Below are 19386 nucleotides of genomic sequence, written 5' to 3' on the forward strand. Positions count from 1 at the left end.
GGTTCCCTCCCTTTTTGCGTTTTCCCGTCCGGTTCGGCCACTACCGGCCCGGATGCGGACCCGGACGACGCCCCTCCACCGCCGCGGCGAGGATGCCGCGCACGGCCTCCTCGGTCACCGGTCCGGGGTTGTAGCGGTTGTCGGTCTCGACGGTGATGCGGGCGGCCTCCGCGATCCGGTCGGCGGAGAAGCCGACCTCGGTCAGGCGCGTCGGCAGGCCGACCGTTTCCATCACGTCGAAGATGGCGGCGCCGACATCCGCCACCCCCATGGCGGCGGCAAGCCGGTCCATCGCCTGGGGGGCGAAGGACGCATTGTAGGCCGCGACATGGGGCAGCACCAGCGCATGGGACAACCCGTGCGACACGCCGTAGGTGCCGCCCAGCACATGGGCGACGCCATGCTGGAGGGCGAAGCCGCCGGCCAGCGCCGCACCGGCGAGGTGTGCACCGTAGAGCAGGTCGGCGCGCGCATCCCCATCGTCCGGACGGGCGGCCACCCGCGGCAGCGCGTCCATGATCGCCCGCGCGCCCTCCATCGCCGCCGGCACGATCACCGGGCTGATGGTGGGGGTGTAGATGGCGTCGACGCAATGGGCGAGCGCGTTCATGGCGCTGGCCATGCTGACGTCCACCGGCAGACCGAGCGTCAGCGAGGGATCGTAGACGACGGTGCCGGCCAGCATGCGCAGGCTTTGATGCATCCGCTTGACGCCGTCGATGGTGATCCCGCAGAAGCCGGTCATCTCGGAGCCGGAATAGGTGGTCGGCACGGCGATGATCGGCAGCCCGAGTTCCAGCGCGATGGCCTTGCCCAGACCGATGGAGGCGCCGCCGCCGACACTGACCAGACAGTCGGCGCCCATCTCGCGCGCCTTGGCCCGGCCCCGGATCGCCAGTTCGATGGGCACCTGGGAAATCGCTTCCGGCAGGATGCCGATGCAGCGGCTGCCGAGGCGGTCGGCGACACGCCCGCCCATGGCGCTGCGGCCGGGCGTGGACACGACGAGCGCACGTTTGGCACCCAGCCGCTCCACTTCCCCGTCGATGCGGTCGACCGCGCCCGCCCCGAAAACGACCCGCGACGGCAGCGCGTTGAACACGTCGCCCGGGGTGCTGAATTCTCTCATGATGGAAATCCGTCCGATGAAGCAGGGAAGCAGCGCCTTACCGGTTGCGGCTTACCAATCGACGATGGTGCCGTCGTCCAGGACGGCGGAGGTCGTGTGCATCACCTCCGGCTTGAAGGGATGCTTGGCCGCTTCCGCCTCGTTCACCTCGATGCCGAAGCCGGGAACGTCCGGCACCTCCCAGTGGCTGCCGGTGCGGCGGATCGGCGTCTGCACGACGTCGTCGTACCAGGGCACCGCACCGCTCATCTCCTCCTGGATGACGAAGTTCGGGGTGGAGATGTCGAAATGCAGGGCGGCGACGCCGGCCAGCGGGCCGTTGGGATTGTGGGGCGCGATGCCGATCAGCTCCGCCTCCGCCAGCGCCGCGATCCTTTTCCCTTCCAGCAGGCCGCCGGTGTGGTTCAGGTCGGGCTGGGCGATGTGCACCGCCTTCTGGGCGAAGACCGGCATGAACTCCCTCAAGCCCACCAGCCGCTCGCCCGACGCGATGGGACAGTCGGCCTGCTCGGCGATGCGGCGCAGCGCCTCGGTGTCGCCGGGCTGGACCGGCTCCTCGCAGAACATCGGCCGGTAGGGCTCCAGTTCGCGGATATAGCCCATGGCGGCGGCGATGGAGCCGGGGCGGCCGTGGAAGTCGATCATAATGTCGACGCCGTCGCCCACCGTGTCGCGCAGCGCCTGCATCATCTTGCCGACATGGCGCTGGGCCGGGACCGGGGCGCTGTGGGCACCGTAGGGGATGAACACCACCTTCAGCGCGTCGTAGCCCTTCTCCGTCACCGCGGCGGCGCGCTCCTTCAGCGAGCCGATGTCGAAGGTCTCATACACCGACTTCATCTCGCCGAGACCGAGATGGGTGTAGACCCGCACGCGGTCGCGGACCTTGCCGCCCAGCAGGCGCCAGACCGGCAGGCCGACGCTCTTGCCGAAGATGTCCCACAGCGCATGCTCGATGCCGCTGATCGCCGTGACGCCGACCATGCCCAGCTTGTAATAGCTGAACTTGTTCATCGCGCGGACGCACTGCTCGATGTCGCGCGGGTCGCGGCCCAGCACGGTCGGCTCCAGATCCTCGACGGCGCCGGTGACGGCCCGTGTCTTCCAGTTCAGGCTGGCCTCGCCCCAGCCATACAGGCCGGGCTGGTCGGTCAATACCTTGACGAAGATCCAGTTGCGCATCTCGGCGTTGACGACGAAGGTCTTCACGCCGGTGATCTTGATCGGCACGCCGGCACTGCGGCGGGCGAGGTCCTCGGTGTCTCGGATCATGGGAAGCTCGTGTTCTGGTGGACGGGCCGCGCTGCCGGAGCAGGCGCCCGCACAAGGTTCAGCAGCGGTTCGCCGGTAATCAGCCGGTCGATGTTCCGGGCGATGAAGGCATAGCGGCGTTCGGGCAGCCGGGTGGTCCAGGCCGAGGAATGCGGGGTGCAGACCGCGTTCGGCAGATCCTCGAAGCGGAAGCGCGCGGGCGCCACCCGGTCGTCCGCCCCGGCCGGATAGCCGTACCAGACGTCGAGCACCGCACCGCCGATGGTCCGGCGTTGCAGGGCGCCGTACAGCGCCTCCTCGTCGGCGATGGGCGCGCGCGATACGTTGATCAGCACGCCCGTCGGCTTCATGGCGGCGAGTTCGGCCGCTCCGATCAGCCCGCGCGTCCCGTCGGTCAGCGGGCAGGCGATCACCACGAAATCCGATTGCGCCAGCATCTCCGGCAGGCGGTCCGGCGGCAGGATCGCCTCGGCCAGACCGTCGGGGTCGGCAGCGAACTGGTCCACAGCGAGGATGCGCATGCCGAAGGCCGCCGCCCGCCGGGCAATCGTCCGCCCGATGCGGCCGAAGCCGATCAGCCCCAGGGTCAGACCGTGAATCTCTCCATGCGGCACCCGCGCCCGGTAGACGTCGGACCAAGTGTCGGTGGCGAAGGAGCCGCGCAGGGCGTCGGGGCGGATTTCCCAGTTCAGCATCGCCGCCATGACGAATTCGGCGATGGGAATCTCATGTTCGAAGACGTTGCACAGGCTGGCCCCGGACGGCAGGGAGGCCATGTCGATGCCATCCAGTCCGGCCCCCGGCACATGCAGAAGTCGAAAATCCGGCACGACCCCATCGTTTCGGGAGAAGCGCAAAGACACGACCACGTCATCCGCGGTGATCGCCGAATCGAAGTCGGGCGAGTGGGCGGCCTCACGGGGAAGGGGAATGATCTCGCAGGGTGTCGTCAGGAAAGCGCCGAGCTTGTCCTTGTGATTGGCGGCTTCCCCAATCATGAAGACTTTCATTGGCTTGATCCTCCGTTATGCAAACGATAGGGCCAACGAACTGAGTAGGTCCAACTTTTAAAAATGATCGATTGATAAGGAAAAGTTTTTACTGACCCGCGCCACCGATCCCCGTGACGGAGGAAATTTGCTCAGGAGACCAGTTCGCCGACGGTCGCGGCGACGTCGAGGAATGTCTGGATCGCCGGGGATGTGTCGTCGCTCTGGTAGGCGACCCCGAGCGTCAGATAGGGGGCCGGCCCGTCCAGCGGGCGGTAGACGACACCCGGCCGCGCGAACTGCTGGAGATCGGAGGCGATCAGGCCGATGCCGAAATCGGCGGCGGCCAGCGCGATGATCGACTGGGCCGGTGAGGCTTCGAGGATCAGTTCCGGGCTGAACCCCGCCTGCTGGCACAGGCTGATGATCTCGTCGTACAGGCGCGGACCGATCACCCGCGGGAAGATGATGAAGCGCTGCCTGGACAGATCCTCCAGCCGCAGGCGGGGCCGCTCCGCCAGCGGGTTGCGGTCCGACAGCACGACATTGAAACGGATGCGCGCGATGAGGTGCGACGACAGCGACTGGTCGTCGAGCGGGGGATGGAAGATGCCGACATCGATGGCTCCCGCCCTCAGGGCCTCTTCCTGCTCGGACGTCGTCATGACATGCACGTTCACGCCGAAATTGGGCAAGGCCGTGCGGAACCGGTGCATGATCTCGGGAAAGACGATGTAGAGCGCCGGTGCGGTCATGCCGACCGACAATTGCCCGATCTCGCCGCGGTCGGTCTGGCGTGCGAGCTGCGCCGCCCGATCCATCTGGTTCAGGATCTTCCGGGCCTCGCCCAGGAAGGACTCGCCGGCCCTGGTCAGGGAAACCCGCCGCTTGTTGCGGTGGACCAGCTGGACCTGAAGTTCGTCCTCCAGCTGCCGCAACTGCTGGCTGAGGGCAGGCTGCGTGATGTGGCACCGCGCGGCGGCACGGTGGAAATGCAGCTCCTCGCAGAGCGCGACAAAGAACTGGAGCCTGCGACGATCCATGCTGCGGAGATAATTACATTGGGCCGGCGCTGTAAAGCCGCGATGGACGGTGCGGCGAGCCTGTGCCCGCCACCTGCGGCGGCAGGACGGTGCGCGCATTGCGATAGCCCGTTCCGGTATCCCCTTAAAATCCAATCGAGCCAAACATCTGTTGCACCGGCCAAGATTCGATGATTATAGTGCGAACGATTCTCATTATCGATGAGAGTGATACGCATTCTCTTATATAGCATCCACGTCCGACCGGCTTGGGGGGAACCGCGCTGGTCGCCGGAATCGTGCTGCATCCATCGCAAGGCAGGGGAACCGATACTATGAAACTAGTTCGCGGCACGGCGGACGCCCGTCGCACGACCATTGCGTGTGGCGAGCGGTCCGCCGCGCCTGACGCCCGCAGGTCCGGCCTGCGTCCGGCGGCCGTCGCGGCCGGGCTCGCCGCCGCAGTCCTGGCGGGTGGTGCTTTCCCGGCCCCTGCGGCCCGTGCCCAGACGGCGGCGGCCACCGTCAACGCCGACATTCCCGCCGGTCCGCTGGGCGAGGCGCTGAGCCGCTTCGCCGCGCAGGCGGGCGTGACGGTCCAGGCGGATCCGGCGATGGTCCGGGGCAAGACCTCGCCCGGCCTGAAGGGCGCCACCACGGTGGAGAACGGCCTGCGCCGCCTGCTGGCCGGCAGCGGCCATGGGATCGCGCGCACGGCGTCGGGCTACGCCGTCGTCGCGCAGAGCGCCACGGCCCCAGCTTCTCCCCCGGCGTCTCCCCCGGCCTCGCCCTCTTCCCCGGACAGCACGACCCTGCCGGCCCTCCAGGTGACGGCCAACGCCGGACTGATGACCGGCGGGCTGGTGCAGCCCTATGCCGGGGGGCAGGTCGCGCGCGGCGGGTCGGTCGGCCTGCTCGGCAGCGGCGACGTCATGGACACGCCCTTCAGCACGGTCAACTACACCTCCGACCTGATCGAGAACCAGCAGGCGCGCACCGCGGCGGACACGCTGATCAACGACGCCTCCGTCCGGCTGACCACCGGCAGCAACGGCTTCGACGACACCTTCCAGATCCGCGGCTATGCCGTCGGATCCGGCGATGTCGGCTTCAACGGCATGTACGGCCTGGTGTCGTCCAACCGCGTGCCGGCGCAGATCGTCGAGCGGATCGAGCTGCTGAAGGGCCCCGGCGCGCTGGTCAACGGCATTTCTCCCGGCGGCAGCATCGGCGGCGGCATCAACATCCTCGGCAAACGCGCCGGGGACGACCCGCTGACCCGCGTCACCACCACCTACATGAGCGACGCCAATCTCGGCGTGCATCTGGATGTCGGCCGGCGGTTCGGCGAGACCAAGGAATGGGGCGTCCGCTTCAATGGGCTGATGCGCAACGGCGAGGCGTCGGTCGACGGCGGCAACCTCCGGTCCGGCCTGGGCGCCCTGGCGGTCGATTACCGCGGCGAGCGGCTGCGCTGGTCATTGGACGCCATCAGCCAGCGCGACGACACCGACAATTTCCGGCCCCAGATCAGCATCCTGCCCGCCACCGCCGCCATCCCCTCCCCGCCCGACGCGCGCAGCAACTGGTATCCCGGCACGGTTCTGGTGCAGAAGGACGTCACCGTCGCCTCCAACATCGAGGTCGACCTGACGGACGGCCTGACCGCCTATGCCGGCATCGGCTACCGCAAGGGCGAGAACGACCAGACCTTCCCCAGTTCGACCACCGCGGTGAACGCGCTCGGCAACTTCACGGTCCGCAACGCCTATTACGATTCCTATTCCCGCACGGTCAGCGGCACCGCGGGGGCCCGCTGGCGCTTCGCGACCGGCCCGGTCCACCATCTGCTGAATGTCGGCTACACCGGCTTCAAGCGCGACGAGGGGAACGCCTACATCCAGTCGGCCGGCTCCGCCCTGTCGAACATCTACAACCCGGTGCCGCTGCCGGCCGTCACCGCCGCCCGCACCTCGGCGCGCAAGTCGGCGGAAACCACGCTGACCAGCGTCGCGGTCGCCGACACGCTGTCGGTGCTGGACGACCGGGTGATGCTGACGCTGGGCGCCCGCCGCCAGAAGGTCCATGTCGACAGCTTCAGCACCGCCACCGGCGCCCAAACCGGCACCTACGATGCCAGCGCGACCTCGCCGCTGGCCGGCTTCGTCGTCAAGCCGCTGTCCAATGTCTCCCTCTACGCCAACTATGCCGAGGGGCTGACGCGCGGCACGGTGGTCGGCGCCGGCTACGCCAACACCGGCGCGGTTCTGGCACCCTTCAAGTCGAAGCAGTACGAGGCCGGCGTCAAGGTCGACTGGGGGACCATCACCACCACGGCGGCGGTCTTCCAGCTGACCAAGCCGAACTCGATCCGCACCGCGGCCAACGAGCTGGCCTATGACGGCGAGCAGCGCAACCGCGGCCTGGAGCTGTCGGTCTATGGCGAGATCCTGCCCGGCCTGCGCGGCATGGCCAGCGCCGCCTTCATGGATCCGAAGCTGTCGCGCACCGCCGTCGCCGCGGTGCAGGGCAACGACGCCGCGGGTATACCGGACAAGACGCTGTCGGCCGGGCTGGACTGGGAAACCCCGTGGGTCCAGGGCCTCGCCCTCAACGGGCGGGCGATCTACACCTCGGGCTCCTACCTGACCGACGCCAACACCCTGCGCTTCGACGGCTGGACCCGCTTCGACATCGGCGCGCGCTATGCCACCACGGTCGTCGGCACGCCGGTCACCTTCCGCGCCAATGTCGAGAACCTGTTCGACAAGAACTACTGGCTGACCACCGGCACCTACGTGACCGTCGGCGCGCCGCGCACGGTGCTGCTGTCCGCCTCCGCCGATTTCTGATCCCCACCCCCGATCCAGCCGGAGTGATCATGACCAGACTGTCCATCGCCGTCGTCGCCCTGCTGGGCCTCGCGGCACCCGCCAACGCCCACCAGATCTGGATCGAACAGACCGACGGCCAGAATGCGGTGATCCGCTTCGGCGAGTTCGGCGACAATCTGCGCGAGGCGTCGCCCGGCCTGCTCGACAAGTTCGTCAAGCCGGCCGCCACCCTGGTCTCGGCCAAGGGCGAACGGGCAGTGGAGGCGGCCAAGACCGCCACCGGCTTCGCCCTGCCCTTCAAGGCCGGCGACGGCGAGGCCATCGTCGCCGACGACCCGCTCTATCCCCTCTATCCGGGCAAGGACAACGGGAAGGAGACCGCCAACTGGTACCACCCGTCGGCGCGCCTGATCACCGGCTTCAAGGAGCAGCAGCCGAAGCTGCCCCTGGATCTGGTACCCGCCGGCGAGCCGGGCCGCTTCAAGCTGTTCTTCAAGGGGCAGCCCAAGGCGAAGACCAAGGTGTCGCTGGTGACGCAGTCCGGCTGGGCCAAGGAGGCCTACACCGACGAGCAGGGCGCCGTCGGCTTCGACCTGCCTTGGAAGGGGACCTATGTCGCCGAGGCCAGCTTTACCGACCGCAGCCCCGGCGAGCGTCCGAGCGCCAAGGGTCCGGAACGCTATGACGCCGTGAGCTACGCCACCACGGTCACCTACGTCCATGGCGACGGGCTGGCGCCGCTTCCCGCCGGTCCGGCGGCAGCGCCGCACCAATGATGTCGCCGATCGGTCCTGTCCGCCGCGCCGCACCGCTTGCCTCGCGCATCGTCGCGGCGCTGTTCGGCGGCTATGCGCTGGCGGCGCTCGGCAGCGTGGCGGCGCTGGCATTGCCGCTGAGCAAGCCGCAGGCCGTGCTCACTGGCATGCTGGCGAGCTTCGCGATCTATGCGGCGGCGGTGGTCTGGGTCTTCGCGGCCCGCAGCGCGCTGCGGGCCTGGGCCGGCCTGCTGGCGGCGGCGGCCCCGCTGCTGCTGGTTGCGTGGTCGGTCTGGTGAGGGGAGAGGTCCTGTGAAGACGGACAACGTAAAGCGGGAACGGGAACAGCGTCCCGCCGGCCGCGGCATCCGCCAGAGCATGTCGGGCCTGCACATCTGGGCCGGCCTGCTGATGGGCTGGATCCTGTACGCCATGTTCCTGACCGGAACGGTGTCCTACTTCAAGGACGAGCTGTCGCAATGGATGCGACCGGAGCTGGCGCATCAGGCGGTGCTACCCGATCCGGCCCTGGTCGCCCAGCGCGTCGCCGACGAACTGGCCACCATCGCGCCGGGCAGCCCGCAATGGAGCATGCGCCTGCCGGACGCACGCACCAACAGCGTCTACGCCTTCTGGCGCATGGCGCCCGGCGAGGCGGGAGCGGCGCCCGGCCGCCGCGCCTTCGGGGAGGCCGCGTTCGATCCCGCCACCGGCGGCAAGGTCACCGCGCGCGAAACGCTGGGCGGCGATTTCTTCTACCGCTTCCACTTCCAGTTCCACTACATGCCGGTGCTGTGGGGACGGTGGATCGCCGGGGCGGCGGCGATGTTCATGCTGGTCGCCATCGTCAGCGGCGTCATCACGCACAAGAAGATCTTCATCGATTTCTTCACCTTCCGCGGCGGCAAGGGGCAGCGGTCGTGGCTCGACGCGCACAATGCGCTGTCGGTGTTCGGCCTGCCCTTCCATGCCATGATCACCTACACCGGGCTGGTCACGCTGATGGCGCTCTACATGCCCTGGGGCGAGCGGACGGCGATCGCGACGCAGGCCGAGCGCCAGCAGCTGACCGCCGAGCTGAACGCCTTCATCCAGCCGGGCAAGCCCAGCGGACAGGCGGCCCCGCTCGCCTCGGTCGCCGACATGGTGGGCCAAGCGCAGGAGCGCTGGGGCCAGGACGCTGTCGGCCGCGTCACCGCCACCAATTCCGGCGACAGCACCGCCCGTGTGGCGGTCGCGCGCGGCGAGGCCGGCCGCGTCTCGATGAGCCCGCAGTACATGCTGTTCGACGGCCCGACCGGCCGGCTGCTGGAGACCCGCGAGGGGGTGGGTGCGGCGGCGGAGACGCGCGGCGTGCTGTATGCCCTGCATCTGGGGCGGTTCAGCGACGTGGTGACGCGCTGGCTGTATTTCCTCGTCAGCCTGATGGGCACGGCGATGGTCGGCACCGGTTTGGTAATGTGGACGGTGAAGCGCCGCCAGAAGCTGGCCGATTCCGAGCGGCCCCATATCGGCTTCCGCATCGTCGAGCGGCTGAACATCGCCAGCATCGCCGGACTGTCGGTCGCCATGACGGCCTTCCTCTGGGGCAACCGCCTGCTGCCGGCGGGACTGGCGGACCGGGGGGCCTGGGAGATCCACCTGTTCTTCGCGGTCTGGGCGCTGACGCTGGCGCATGCCGTTCTGCGCCCGGCCAGGACGGCCTGGATCGAACAGCTGTGGGCGGCGGCGGCTCTGCTGGCGCTTCTGCCGGTGCTGAACGCCGTCACGACGGACCGGCCGCTGTGGCACAGCGTGGCCGAGGCCGATTGGGTGTTCGCCGGCATGGATTTGATGTGCCTGTCGCTGGCGGCGCTCCACGCCGTGCTGGCGCTGCGCACCGCCCGCCATCGGCCGAAACCGCGGGCGGTGCCCGCCAAGGGGCGGGGCGGCGTTATCGGCGGCGCGCTGGAGGAGGGGCGGTCATGATGCATCTGCTGTCTTTCGCGCTCTGTCTTGCCGCCTTTGCGGCGCTGGCCCTGGCGACGGAGCGCCAGCAGCACGACCTGTTCGGGCATCCGCTGCCACCGGCCGCGACGCGCCTTCTGCGGATCGCGGGAACGGGTGTCATGCTGCTGGCACTGGGCATCCTGCTGGACTGGCAGGGCTGGGGCCTCGGCCTCGTCATGTTCAGCGGCCACACCAGCCTGGCTGCGGGCGTCGTGTTCTGTGCGGCCATCGGCCTCGCAAGCGCCCGCCGCCGCGGGAAACCGGCCGCTATCTCACCAGCGTCGCGGCGGGTCTGACGAAGCTCTTGCGGCCGCGCTTGAACCCCATCAGGGGCGTGGCTATTCCGCCGAAGGCGTCGGCTTCGTCATCGGCGTCGAGCACGATCAGGTCCGCCTGTCCGCCGACCGCGATGCCGTAATCGGCAATCCGCATCAGGCGGGCGGCGGTGGTAGAGACCATGTCGAGGCAATCGCCGAATCGTTCGGGCCCCAGATGCATGAGGTTCGCATAGAGGTTGCCCATCCGGATCAGCGAACCGTCGCCGAAGGGCGTGAACGGGTTCAGGACATTGTTGGTCGCGACCGAGACGGTGACGCCACCGTCCGCCAGCAGATGGACCGGCGCCACCCCGCGCGGCGCCCGATGCCTCTGATCGCGCCCGTTGAGATAGAGATCCGTCGCCGGCAAGGCCGTCACCGCCACGCCGGCTTCGGCCAGGAGTGCGGTCATCCGCTCCAGCGCCGCATCGTCGATGACGGCAAGCTTGGTGGCATGGCCGACGGCGACCCGCCCCTGCCAGCCCGCCGCCATCGTCCGCCGGCAGATTTCCTCCAGATGCGACCAGCTGGGATCGAGATCGAAATCCAGATGGACATCGAGATCGACGTCATGCGCCACCGCCAGGGCGAAGATCCGCTCCATCTGCAAGGACGGGTCGGCATCGGTGTAGGGACAGCCGCCCAACAGATCGGCCCCCTCCGCCAGGGCCTGGACCAGCAGCCGCTCGACCGCCGGGTCGTGGGTCATCCCCTCCTGCGGGAAGACGCAGATCGACAGGTCGATGGCGAAGGCATAATCGCGCTTGAGCCGCGTCATTGCCTCGAAACTGCGCAGACCGACCAGCGGATCGAGTTCCACATGCGCCCGCATATGCATGGTGCCCTGCGTGACCGCCCGTTCCAGGGTGCGGGCGCCGCGCTGGTAGACATCCTCGGCCGTGAAGGCCCGTTTCAGGCCGGACACCGCGGCAATCGCCCCCTTCAGTCCGCCGCCGGCATCGCGGCAGCGGCAAAGCAGGCAGGATTTGTCGAGATGGATGTGGGTATCCACCAGCCCCGGCAGGACGAGACGCCCGCCGATGTCCTCTTCCAAAGCGGCGGTCCCGGTCAGGTCGGGGCCGATGGCGGCGATCCGTCCCTGCCTGACCGCGATGTCCTGCACGCCCTGCCCTCCCCTGAGCCGGGTGTTGCGCAGGAGAAGATCGAACCTGTGGGTCTGCGGCATCTCGAAATCCGGCGTGTCGTTTGCATGCGAAAATCGCATGCACTTTTGATACCAATATGCCGACACTTACGGAGGTCCAGATGAGTGAGACGACTGAACGCGATCTGCAGGCGGTGAAGGATTATCTGGAGGCATCGATGGCCCCCGATCCGGTGCGCGCGGCCAAATACGTGGCGCCGGGTTTCATCTGCCGCTTCACCGGGCACCGTGTTTTCGACACCCCCAGCGGGCCGACCGGCTTCAACGCCGCCCGCTACAAATGGGTGAAGAAGCGGATCGAGCGCTATGACGTGGTGCCGGGCGAGACGGAAACCATCGTCTACAGCCTGGGCTACCTGTATGGCGCCTGGCCGGACGGCACGCCCTTCGACAACAACCGCTATGTCGACCGCTTCGTTGTGCGGGACGGGCTGATCGTCGAAACCGATGTCTGGAACGACAGCGCCGAATGGATCCTCGATCCCTCCTGCGCCCGCTGAGTTACCGCCGGCCCTGGCGCCCTTATTCGGTGTAGGGCGCCAGGATGTCCATGAGGTCGCGGCTCCTGGCGCCCGAGCTTTGCAGCAGCGCGCGGGAGGCCACGGCCTCCAGATGTTCGTCCATCAGGGCGCAGGCCTTGTCGGCAGGGCCGGTCCGGATCGCCTCGATCAGTTCCAGATGCTCATTCACTGCGCATTCGGACGAATGGGGCCGGCTAAAGACCGCCAGCGACAGGCCGGCGCGGTAACAGATTTCCGTCACATAGCGGATCAGCACGGGCTTGCCGGTCATTTCCGCCAGCCGGACATGGAACTCCGTCGCAAGGCGGATCGAAATCCCCTCGGCGCCATGCCGCGCCTGATGTTCGGCCTCGACGATGGCCGTCAGCTGCTTGACCTGGGCCTCGGTCAGCTTGCCGGCCAGATGGCGGACGACCTGACGCTCCAGGTCGACCCGGATGTCGAAGATGTCGCGCGCATCCTCGAAGGACGGCACGGCGACCACGGCGATGCGGTTGCGGCGCAGATCGACAAGCCCCTCCGCCGCCAGCTGCCCGAGCGCGCTGCGGGCGATGGTCCGGCTGACACCGAAGCGTTCGCCCAGCGAATCCTCGGGCAGCCGGTCTCCCGGCGACAGCGCCCGCTCGATGATCGCGCGGCGCAAGGCCGTGCAGATCGCCGCGACACGGTCGCCTCCGGTTTTCCCTGAACGCTTTTGCTCGCGCTTTTCCTCGGCCATCACCGCCCCCGCCTGCTCCGCCTTCCATAAGCGAGGCCGGTTGGGAATGCAACTCGCCAAGTGCCGCATTTGGATGCAGGGCCATTGGTCACTTGCATAAAATAAGTGCATGCAAAAATTGTATGCACTTTTCATCGCCCAATGCCTGACTTCTCTTCCGGAGAGCTTGGCCCTTCAGGGAAACTGGCGCACCCGTTGCATACAGTTTCAGAGATCCGCCACGAGGTACGCCGCATGTCCCGATCCCAAGCCATCCCGCAAGGCCAGCCGTCCATCGCCCCGGCCATCGCCGTCGAGCTGTCGCAGGCCGCCGTTTCGTTCGGCAAGCCGGGCAAGACGGTCGCAGCCTTGCAGGAGACCAACCTTCGGATCGCCGCGGGTGAATTCGTCGCCCTGGTCGGGCCGTCGGGCTGCGGGAAATCGACGATCCTGCGGCTGACGGCCGGCCTGCTAAACCCGACCCGGGGCGCCGTCATCGTCGGCGGACGCGAGGTGGGGGCCAAGGCGCTGCGCATCGGCATGGCCTTCCAGAATCCGACCATGCTGCCCTGGCTCACCATCGAGCGGAACGTCATGCTGCCGCTGAAGATCGTGCGGCCCTTCCGGTCCGACTATCACGCCAAGCGCAGGACGGAGTTCCGCGACCGGGTGCATGCCCTGCTGGCCGATGTCGGGCTCGACAAATTCGCCAATCATTACCCCTGGCAGCTGTCGGGCGGAATGCTGCAACGCGCGAACCTGTGCCGCGCCCTCATCCATGAACCGAGCCTGCTGCTGCTCGACGAGCCGTTCGGCGCGCTCGACCAGTTCACCCGCGAGGAGCTGTGGGGAACGATGCAATCCCTGTGGCTGAAGCGCAAACCCACCGTCCTGCTGATCACCCACGATCTGAAGGAGGCCGGTTTCCTCGCCTCGCGCATCTGCGTGATGAGCGCCCGCCCCGGCCGCATCATCGACGACAGCGCCGTCGATTTCCCCCGGCCGCGCACGGTCGACATGACCTTCGACGCCGATTTCGTCGCCCTCAACCAGCGCCTGCGCGACCTCATCATCGATGCGCGCAGCGATGCCGCAATCCAGGGAGCCTGAGCCGTGAGCTACGACCTGCGCCGCCGCCTCTGGGCCGCCCTCCTCATCCTCGGCTTCTTCGCGGCCTGGGAGATCCTCTGCCTCGTCCTCCAGGTCTCCGACCTTGTCCTGCCGCGCCCGACCCAGGTCTTCGCGACGCTGGCCGCGCGCTTCGGCATCCTGTGGCCGCATGTGATGCAGACCCTCTGGACCACGATGATCGGCTTCGTCCTGGGCGTCACCGTCGGGGTGGTCATCGGGGCGGCCATCGGCGTCTCGCGCACCGCCTACGACACGGTCTATCCCCTGCTGATCGGTTTCTCCTCGATCCCCAAGGTCGCGGTGGTGCCGATCTTCGTGCTGTGGTTCGGATCGGGCGCGACGCCGGCCATCCTCACGGCCCTCGCGATGTGCTTCTTCCCCATCGTCGTCAACATCGCGACCGGCCTCGCCACCACCGAGCCGGAGTTGGAAGACGTGCTGAAGTCGCTGGGGGCCAGCAGGTTCGACATCCTGTGGAACGTCGGGCTGCCCCGCACCATGCCCTTCTTCTTCGCCTCGCTGAAGATCGCCGTCACCTTCGCCTTCGTCGGCAGCGTGCTGTCCGAAACCGTCGCCTCCAACAAGGGCATTGGCAACGTGATGATGACGGCCTCCTCCAACTTCGACGTGCCGCTGGTCTTCGCCGGCCTCTTCCTGCTCGCCGCCCTCGGCATCCTGCTCTACGTCGCCTTCTCGCTGGTCGAGGCGCGCGTCACCGGCTGGGCCACCCGCCGGCAGGGCTTTGCCTCCGCCTGACCCATCCTTCCGAAACGGAGCCTCCCCATGTTGAAAAAGCTTCTCGCGACGCTTGCGCTCGGCCTTTGCCTGGGCGGGACGGCGTCGGCCGACACCAACATCAAATTCACGCTCGGCTGGAAGACCCAGGGTTCCGACGCGCCGTTCCTGCTGGCGTTGCAGAAGGGCTATTTCAAGGCGGAGGGGCTGAACGTCACCATCGACCAGGGCGAAGGGTCGGCGGCCACCGTGACCCGCATCATGTCGGGCGCCTATGACGCCGGCTTCGGCGACATCAACGCGATCATCCAGAATGCGGCGACCCGTCCCGGCGACGTGCCGGTCATGGTCTATCAGCTCTGGAACAAGCCGCCCTTCGCCATCGTCTCGAAGAAGGCGACCAACATCGCGACGCCCGCCGATCTCGTCGGCAAGAAGCTGGGCGGCGCCCAGGGCACCCCGACCACCCGCCTCGTGACCGTGCTCGGCACGCTCAACAAGGTCGACATGACCAAGGTCGCCATCGAGAACATGGGACCGAACCTGCAAGAGCCGATGCTGATCAAGGGCGACATCGACGGCGCCCTGGTCTTCAACATCACCAGCTGGTTCAACCTGATCAACAACCGCCAGGATCCGGCCAAGGACTACAACTGGCTGCTGTTCGGCGATTTTGGCCTCGACCTCTATTCCAACGGCATGATGGTTTCCCAGAAGCTGATCCGGGAGAACCCGGCCGCCGTCAGCGGCCTCGTCCGCGCCGTCAACAAGGCGGCGGTCGAGATCGGCGGCGATCCTGCCGCCGGGCTGAAGGCGGTCCTGGCCTACGACAATCTGGCCAAGGAGGAGCTTGAGCGCGCCCGCATGATCTTCTCCTACGAGCATCTCATCGTTTCGCCGGAGGTCGACAGGCTCGGCCTCGGCGATGTGGACGATGCCCGCCTCGCCCGCTCCATCGGCATTGTCGTCGAAGGCTATCAGCTGACCGCCACGCCCAAGCCGGAACAGGTCTTCACCCGCCGGTTCCTGCCACCGCCGGCCGACCGCAAGCTTGCCTACAAGACCAACTGACAGCAGGGAACAGGCCCGGCCGGACCGACGGCCGGGTTCCAGCAGAGGGGAAACGAGATGAACGCCGCCCGGCCCGGAATGGTCACCAGCCCGCATCCCCTGGCCTCCGAAGCCGGTGCCGCTATTCTGGCCAGCGGCGGCACCGCCATCGAAGCGGCGGTCGCCATCGCCGCCTGCCTGTCAGTCGTCATGCCGCACTTTTGCGGAATCGGCGGCGACGCTGTCTGGCTGGTGGCGGACCGGCAGGGAGGGCAGCGCTGCTTCCTTGGCATCGGACAGGCGGCGGAAACCCTGCCCGCCTACGACTCTGCCATCCCGCTGCGCGGACCGGCCTCGACGGTCACCTCGGCCTGCGCGGTCGACAGTTGGGGCCATGCCCTTGCCTACAGCGCGGATCGCTGGGGCGGCACCCAACCCTTCGCCGACCTCCTCGCCCCCGCCATCGCCCTGGCCCGGGACGGCTATGTCCCGAGCCGCTCGCAACAGTTTTGGTTCGATTTCCGCCGCGACGAGATCCCGCGGTGGGAAGGCTTCGCGGAGCATTTCAGCGCAGCCCCCGGCGCCCTCTTCAAACAGCCCGGCCTCGTCCGCAGCCTCTCCCTGCTGGCGGAGGACGGTTACCGGTCCTTCTATGACGGGCGGCTCGGCAGGCAGTTGGCGGAAGGGCTGGCCGCCGCCGGCTCCCCTCTCCGTGCCGCGGATCTGGCAGCATCACGGACATGGGACGAGGCTCCCGCCAGCCTGGGCTATCGCGGGCTGACCCTGCTGGCGCCGCCCGCGCCGACGCAGGGGCTTTCCACCCTGGCGATCCTGGGCATCCTCTCCCACTTCGATCTGGCAGCCCTGTCGCCCACCAGCCCGCTGCGTTACCATCTGCTGGTCGAGGCAGTAAAACAGGCTTTCCTGGACCGGCCGCTGATTGCCGATCCGGACTGTGCCGAACCGCCTCCCTGGGATTTCCTCGACCCGCAGCGTCTGGCCGCCAAGGCCGCCGCCATCGATCCGGCACGCGCCCTGCCCTGGCCCCATCCCTACCAGCATGGCGATACGGTCTATTTCGCCGCGGCCGACGAACAGGGGCGCTGCGCGAGCGTCCTGCAAAGCACCTATTTCGACTGGGGCAGCGGTGTCCCGATCGGCGATACCGGCATCCTCTGGCAGAACCGTGGCGCGGCATTCTCGACCGTTCCCGGCGACCGCAACAGGATCGAGCCGGGCAAGCGCCCGTTCTACACCCTCAATCCCGGCATCGCCCTCAAGGACGGGAACCCTCACCTTCTCTACGGCACCCAGGGCGCGGACGGCCAGCCACAGACCCTGTCCGTGCTGCTCAGCGGCCTGATCGACCACGGCATGACGCCCGAGGAGGCGCTCGCCCAGCCCCGCTTCCTGCTGGGCAAGACATTCTCCGACAGCCGCGACAGCCTCAAGATCGAGGCGTCCCTGGGCGAGGCCGCGATGGGGACTCTTGCCGCTCTGGGGCATGAGGTGGCGCCCCTTCCGGCCTTGTCGCCGATCTTCGGCCAGGCGGGCGCCATCAGGCTCACCGATGCCGACGGCTTGAGCGGCGCCCACGATCCGCGCGGCGAAGGCGACGCGATCCGATGCCAGAGGCCTCTGCCGGAGTGACGCACCGTCTCGGCCGGCTCGCCGGATAGACCGCCGGTGCGACCGGCTGCACCTCGCGGCAACAAGAGCCGGTGCACGCGCATGTCACGACGGATTGCCAAGCCGGATTCAGGACCTGAACGATGCTGCCCTCGGCGTCGGAAAGCGCTATGTATTTCAAAAGACTTACCGACGCCACGAGGATGAGGGTGAGGACATGGGCCAGCTGGCCAAACCTGAGGTCGGGAAAGGCCCAGCGGCCACGCTGCCCGACGTGAGGTCGATGCTCGCCTCCGCGGTTGCCCGGCATAAGGCAGGGGATGCTGCCGCCGGCACTCTGTACCGGGCCATTCTGTCCGCCGAGCCGTCGCATGGCGATGTCCTCCACCTGCTTGGCGTGACCGCGTTGCAGGCCGGGGCGGCGGAGGCGGCCAGCCGCTGGCTGCGCCGGGCACTCGTGGTCGACAGGGCGCAGGCCTACTACCGCAACAGCCTGGGTGAGGCCTTCCGCGCACTCGGCCGGCCGGACAAGGCGCGGGAACAATACCGCCTGGCGCTCACGCTCAATCCGGCCTACCCGGAATCGCTGGCCAACCTGCACAGGCAGCCCCTGCCGGGCGACAATGCGCCGGCCCTGCTCGAGCGCTTCTGCCGCCTGCGCCCGGCCACGGCGAGCGAACTCCTGGCCGTTGCCGATTCCCGCCTGCTTGCGGGGCGGCTGGCCGACGCGCGCGCCGCCTATCGGGCGGCAGTGGCGCTGGAGCCGGCAACGGTCCAGGCCTACGTCAACCTCGGCGCGACCGCCTCGCGGGAGAAGAACCATGCGCAGGCCGCGGCCGCCTATCGCCGGGCCCTGCGCCTGTCCCCCGATCATCCGGGGGCATGGAACAACCTCGCCAGTGCCGTATGGGAGTTGAACGACGGCCAGGGTGCCGTCCGCTTCTGCCGCCGATCCGTGGCGCTCAAGCCGGACCATCCCGATCCCTACGCCAACCTCGGCTATGTCCAGCGATCCCAGGCCCGGAACGGCGATGATTTCGCCGAGGCGGCGACGCTGTGCCGGCGAGCCCTGCGGGTCAACCCGTCGCATGTCTCGGCGTTGAACAATCTCGGCATCGTCAACCTCGACCTCGGCCAGTTGGACGAGGCCGAGCGCCTGTTCAACCGGACGCTGGCCGCCGAACCGAAGCACCCGGACGCCCGCTTCAACCTGTCGCTGGCCCTGCTCAAAGCCGGCCGGCTCAAGGAGGGCTGGGACCATTACGAGGCCCGCTGGGAAACCGGCCAGCTCCCGACGGTGAACGGGCAGTTGCGGGCCTGGCAGGGCGAGCCGCTGAACGGCGCCACCATCCTGCTGCATGCCGAGCAGGGACACGGCGACACCCTTCATTTCGTCCGCTACGCCCCGCTGGTCGCGGCGCAGGGCGGTCGCGTGGTGCTGGCGGTGCAGCCGTCGCTGAAGCGGCTGGTCGCCGGCATGCCCGGCGTGGCTGCGGTCCATGCGCTGACGGACCCCTTCCCGAAGCCGGAATTCCATTGCCCGCTGATGAGCCTGCCGCGGCTGCTCGGCACCGAGCTGGGCACGATCCCCGGCGCCATCCCCTACCTCTACCCGCCCGCCGAGGCGATCGGCAAATGGTTGGGCCAGCCCCTGCCGGGCGCCGGGCTGCGGGTCGGGTTGGTGTGGTCGGGAGACCCCCGGCCAGGCCTGCTGCGCGCGAACCTGACGGACCGGCGGCGCAGCATGAGCCTGCACGACCTGGCACCATTGGCCGAGGTGCCGGACCTGCGCTTCGTGAACCTGCAGATGGGCGGGCCGGCGGCGCAGCTGACCGAGCCGCCGGCAGGGATGGACATCCACGACCCGATGGGGGCCATCACCGATTTCGCGGACACGGCGGCCCTGGTGATGCGCCTCGATCTCGTGATCACGGTCGACACCTCGGTCGCCCATCTCGTCGGCGCGCTGGGCAAGCCCGTCTGGGTCATGTCGCGCTACGACGGATGCTGGCGCTGGCTTCAGGACCGCGACGACACGCCCTGGTATCCGACGATGCGGCTTTTCCGCCAGACCGCGCCGGGCGACTGGACGACCGTCATCAGGCGCGTCGCGGACGCCCTGCGTCAGTTGGCTGCATGATCACCCCGCCG

At 68.2% G+C, this 19386-nt stretch carries 17 protein-coding genes; 11 read left to right on the forward strand and 6 right to left on the reverse strand.

Annotation, left to right across the window (positions count from 1 at the left end; genetic code table 11):
* Positions 1–40: 40 nt before the first annotated feature.
* From VH569_RS12655 to VH569_RS12670, 4 genes are all read right to left on the reverse strand, one after another.
* Positions 41–1129 carry a maleylacetate reductase gene (locus tag VH569_RS12655; RefSeq protein WP_423315646.1) on the reverse strand — a complete coding sequence of 363 codons (1089 nt, stop codon included), beginning with the start codon at positions 1127–1129 and terminating at the stop codon, positions 41–43.
* Positions 1130–1180: 51 nt separating this feature from the next.
* On the reverse strand, positions 1181–2401 hold the full coding sequence (locus VH569_RS12660; protein WP_199235409.1) for an enolase C-terminal domain-like protein: 1221 nt from the start codon (positions 2399–2401) through the stop codon (positions 1181–1183).
* Entirely contained in the window at positions 2398–3411 is a 1014-nt protein-coding gene (locus tag VH569_RS12665) for a 2-hydroxyacid dehydrogenase (protein ID WP_423315647.1), read from the reverse strand. Before VH569_RS12665 ends, VH569_RS12660 begins: the two co-directional genes overlap by 4 nt.
* Before the next feature lie 131 nt (positions 3412–3542).
* Positions 3543–4433, reverse strand: coding sequence for a LysR family transcriptional regulator (locus VH569_RS12670; protein WP_098737104.1), 891 nt, complete (start codon positions 4431–4433; stop codon positions 3543–3545).
* 314 nt (positions 4434–4747) lie between these two features.
* Between VH569_RS12670 and VH569_RS12675 the strand changes: the two genes are divergently transcribed.
* From VH569_RS12675 to VH569_RS12695, 5 genes are read left to right on the forward strand one after another with little or no spacing between them, the layout of a single operon-like run.
* On the forward strand, positions 4748–7264 hold the full coding sequence (locus VH569_RS12675; RefSeq protein ID WP_423315648.1) for a TonB-dependent siderophore receptor: 2517 nt from the start codon (positions 4748–4750) through the stop codon (positions 7262–7264).
* A gap of 29 nt (positions 7265–7293) precedes the next feature.
* Entirely contained in the window at positions 7294–8022 is a 729-nt protein-coding gene (locus tag VH569_RS12680) for a cobalt ABC transporter substrate-binding protein (protein ID WP_423315649.1), read from the forward strand.
* Positions 8019–8300, forward strand: a complete 282-nt coding sequence (locus VH569_RS12685) for a DUF3649 domain-containing protein (protein ID WP_423315650.1) — start codon at positions 8019–8021, stop codon at positions 8298–8300. Before VH569_RS12680 ends, VH569_RS12685 begins: the two co-directional genes overlap by 4 nt.
* A gap of 13 nt (positions 8301–8313) precedes the next feature.
* Positions 8314–9969: a PepSY-associated TM helix domain-containing protein gene (locus VH569_RS12690; protein WP_423315651.1), complete on the forward strand. Its 1656-nt coding sequence runs from the start codon at positions 8314–8316 to the stop codon at positions 9967–9969.
* On the forward strand, positions 9966–10286 hold the full coding sequence (locus VH569_RS12695) for a DUF3325 domain-containing protein (protein WP_423315652.1): 321 nt from the start codon (positions 9966–9968) through the stop codon (positions 10284–10286). The genes VH569_RS12690 and VH569_RS12695 overlap by 4 nt, the downstream gene beginning before the upstream one ends.
* On the opposite strand, the gene VH569_RS12700 is transcribed toward VH569_RS12695, so the two are convergent.
* Positions 10258–11493 carry an amidohydrolase family protein gene (locus VH569_RS12700; RefSeq protein WP_423315653.1) on the reverse strand — a complete coding sequence of 412 codons (1236 nt, stop codon included), beginning with the start codon at positions 11491–11493 and terminating at the stop codon, positions 10258–10260. The two genes, VH569_RS12695 and VH569_RS12700, sit on opposite strands and share 29 nt — an antisense overlap.
* Positions 11494–11573: 80 nt before the next feature.
* Here VH569_RS12700 and VH569_RS12705 point away from each other — a divergent pair, with 80 nt between their 5' ends.
* Positions 11574–11972: a hypothetical protein gene (locus VH569_RS12705; RefSeq protein ID WP_109051395.1), complete on the forward strand. Its 399-nt coding sequence runs from the start codon at positions 11574–11576 to the stop codon at positions 11970–11972.
* A 22-nt stretch (positions 11973–11994) separates the two neighbouring features.
* On the opposite strand, the gene VH569_RS12710 is transcribed toward VH569_RS12705, so the two are convergent.
* Positions 11995–12711, reverse strand: coding sequence for a GntR family transcriptional regulator (locus VH569_RS12710; RefSeq protein WP_109447464.1), 717 nt, complete (start codon positions 12709–12711; stop codon positions 11995–11997).
* 234 nt (positions 12712–12945) lie between these two features.
* Here VH569_RS12710 and VH569_RS12715 point away from each other — a divergent pair, with 234 nt between their 5' ends.
* From VH569_RS12715 to VH569_RS12735, 5 genes are all read left to right on the forward strand, one after another.
* Complete coding sequence (locus VH569_RS12715; RefSeq protein WP_423315654.1) at positions 12946–13800, forward strand: ABC transporter ATP-binding protein; 855 nt, start codon at positions 12946–12948, stop codon at positions 13798–13800.
* A gap of 3 nt (positions 13801–13803) precedes the next feature.
* Complete coding sequence (locus tag VH569_RS12720) at positions 13804–14577, forward strand: ABC transporter permease (protein WP_098737107.1); 774 nt, start codon at positions 13804–13806, stop codon at positions 14575–14577.
* Between the two features lie 27 nt (positions 14578–14604).
* Positions 14605–15627: an ABC transporter substrate-binding protein gene (locus VH569_RS12725; RefSeq protein ID WP_423315655.1), complete on the forward strand. Its 1023-nt coding sequence runs from the start codon at positions 14605–14607 to the stop codon at positions 15625–15627.
* A 57-nt stretch (positions 15628–15684) separates the two neighbouring features.
* A complete protein-coding gene (locus VH569_RS12730; RefSeq protein ID WP_423315656.1) occupies positions 15685–17256 on the forward strand; it encodes a gamma-glutamyltransferase family protein in 1572 nt (523 codons plus the stop codon).
* 262 nt (positions 17257–17518) lie between these two features.
* Positions 17519–19375 carry a tetratricopeptide repeat protein gene (locus VH569_RS12735; RefSeq protein ID WP_423315657.1) on the forward strand — a complete coding sequence of 619 codons (1857 nt, stop codon included), beginning with the start codon at positions 17519–17521 and terminating at the stop codon, positions 19373–19375.
* Positions 19376–19386: the final 11 nt, after the last annotated feature.

Origin of the sequence: Azospirillum sp. 11R-A, assembly GCF_049472615.1 — a bacterium.
GTDB classification, from domain to species: domain Bacteria; phylum Pseudomonadota; class Alphaproteobacteria; order Azospirillales; family Azospirillaceae; genus Azospirillum; species Azospirillum palustre.

Coding starts and splice junctions, on each gene's coding strand:
- VH569_RS12735 (WP_423315657.1), top strand. CDS start 17,519: ATGCTCGCCTCCGCGGTTGCCCGGCATAAGGCAGGGGATGCTGCCGCC.
- VH569_RS12730 (WP_423315656.1), top strand. CDS start 15,685: ATGAACGCCGCCCGGCCCGGAATGGTCACCAGCCCGCATCCCCTGGCC.
- VH569_RS12670 (WP_098737104.1), bottom strand. CDS start 4,433: ATGGATCGTCGCAGGCTCCAGTTCTTTGTCGCGCTCTGCGAGGAGCTG.
- VH569_RS12660 (WP_199235409.1), bottom strand. CDS start 2,401: ATGATCCGAGACACCGAGGACCTCGCCCGCCGCAGTGCCGGCGTGCCG.
- VH569_RS12695 (WP_423315652.1), top strand. CDS start 9,966: ATGATGCATCTGCTGTCTTTCGCGCTCTGTCTTGCCGCCTTTGCGGCG.
- VH569_RS12705 (WP_109051395.1), top strand. CDS start 11,574: ATGAGTGAGACGACTGAACGCGATCTGCAGGCGGTGAAGGATTATCTG.
- VH569_RS12715 (WP_423315654.1), top strand. CDS start 12,946: ATGTCCCGATCCCAAGCCATCCCGCAAGGCCAGCCGTCCATCGCCCCG.
- VH569_RS12700 (WP_423315653.1), bottom strand. CDS start 11,493: ATGCCGCAGACCCACAGGTTCGATCTTCTCCTGCGCAACACCCGGCTC.
- VH569_RS12710 (WP_109447464.1), bottom strand. CDS start 12,711: ATGGCCGAGGAAAAGCGCGAGCAAAAGCGTTCAGGGAAAACCGGAGGC.
- VH569_RS12655 (WP_423315646.1), bottom strand. CDS start 1,129: ATGAGAGAATTCAGCACCCCGGGCGACGTGTTCAACGCGCTGCCGTCG.
- VH569_RS12685 (WP_423315650.1), top strand. CDS start 8,019: ATGATGTCGCCGATCGGTCCTGTCCGCCGCGCCGCACCGCTTGCCTCG.
- VH569_RS12675 (WP_423315648.1), top strand. CDS start 4,748: ATGAAACTAGTTCGCGGCACGGCGGACGCCCGTCGCACGACCATTGCG.
- VH569_RS12680 (WP_423315649.1), top strand. CDS start 7,294: ATGACCAGACTGTCCATCGCCGTCGTCGCCCTGCTGGGCCTCGCGGCA.
- VH569_RS12665 (WP_423315647.1), bottom strand. CDS start 3,411: ATGAAAGTCTTCATGATTGGGGAAGCCGCCAATCACAAGGACAAGCTC.
- VH569_RS12725 (WP_423315655.1), top strand. CDS start 14,605: ATGTTGAAAAAGCTTCTCGCGACGCTTGCGCTCGGCCTTTGCCTGGGC.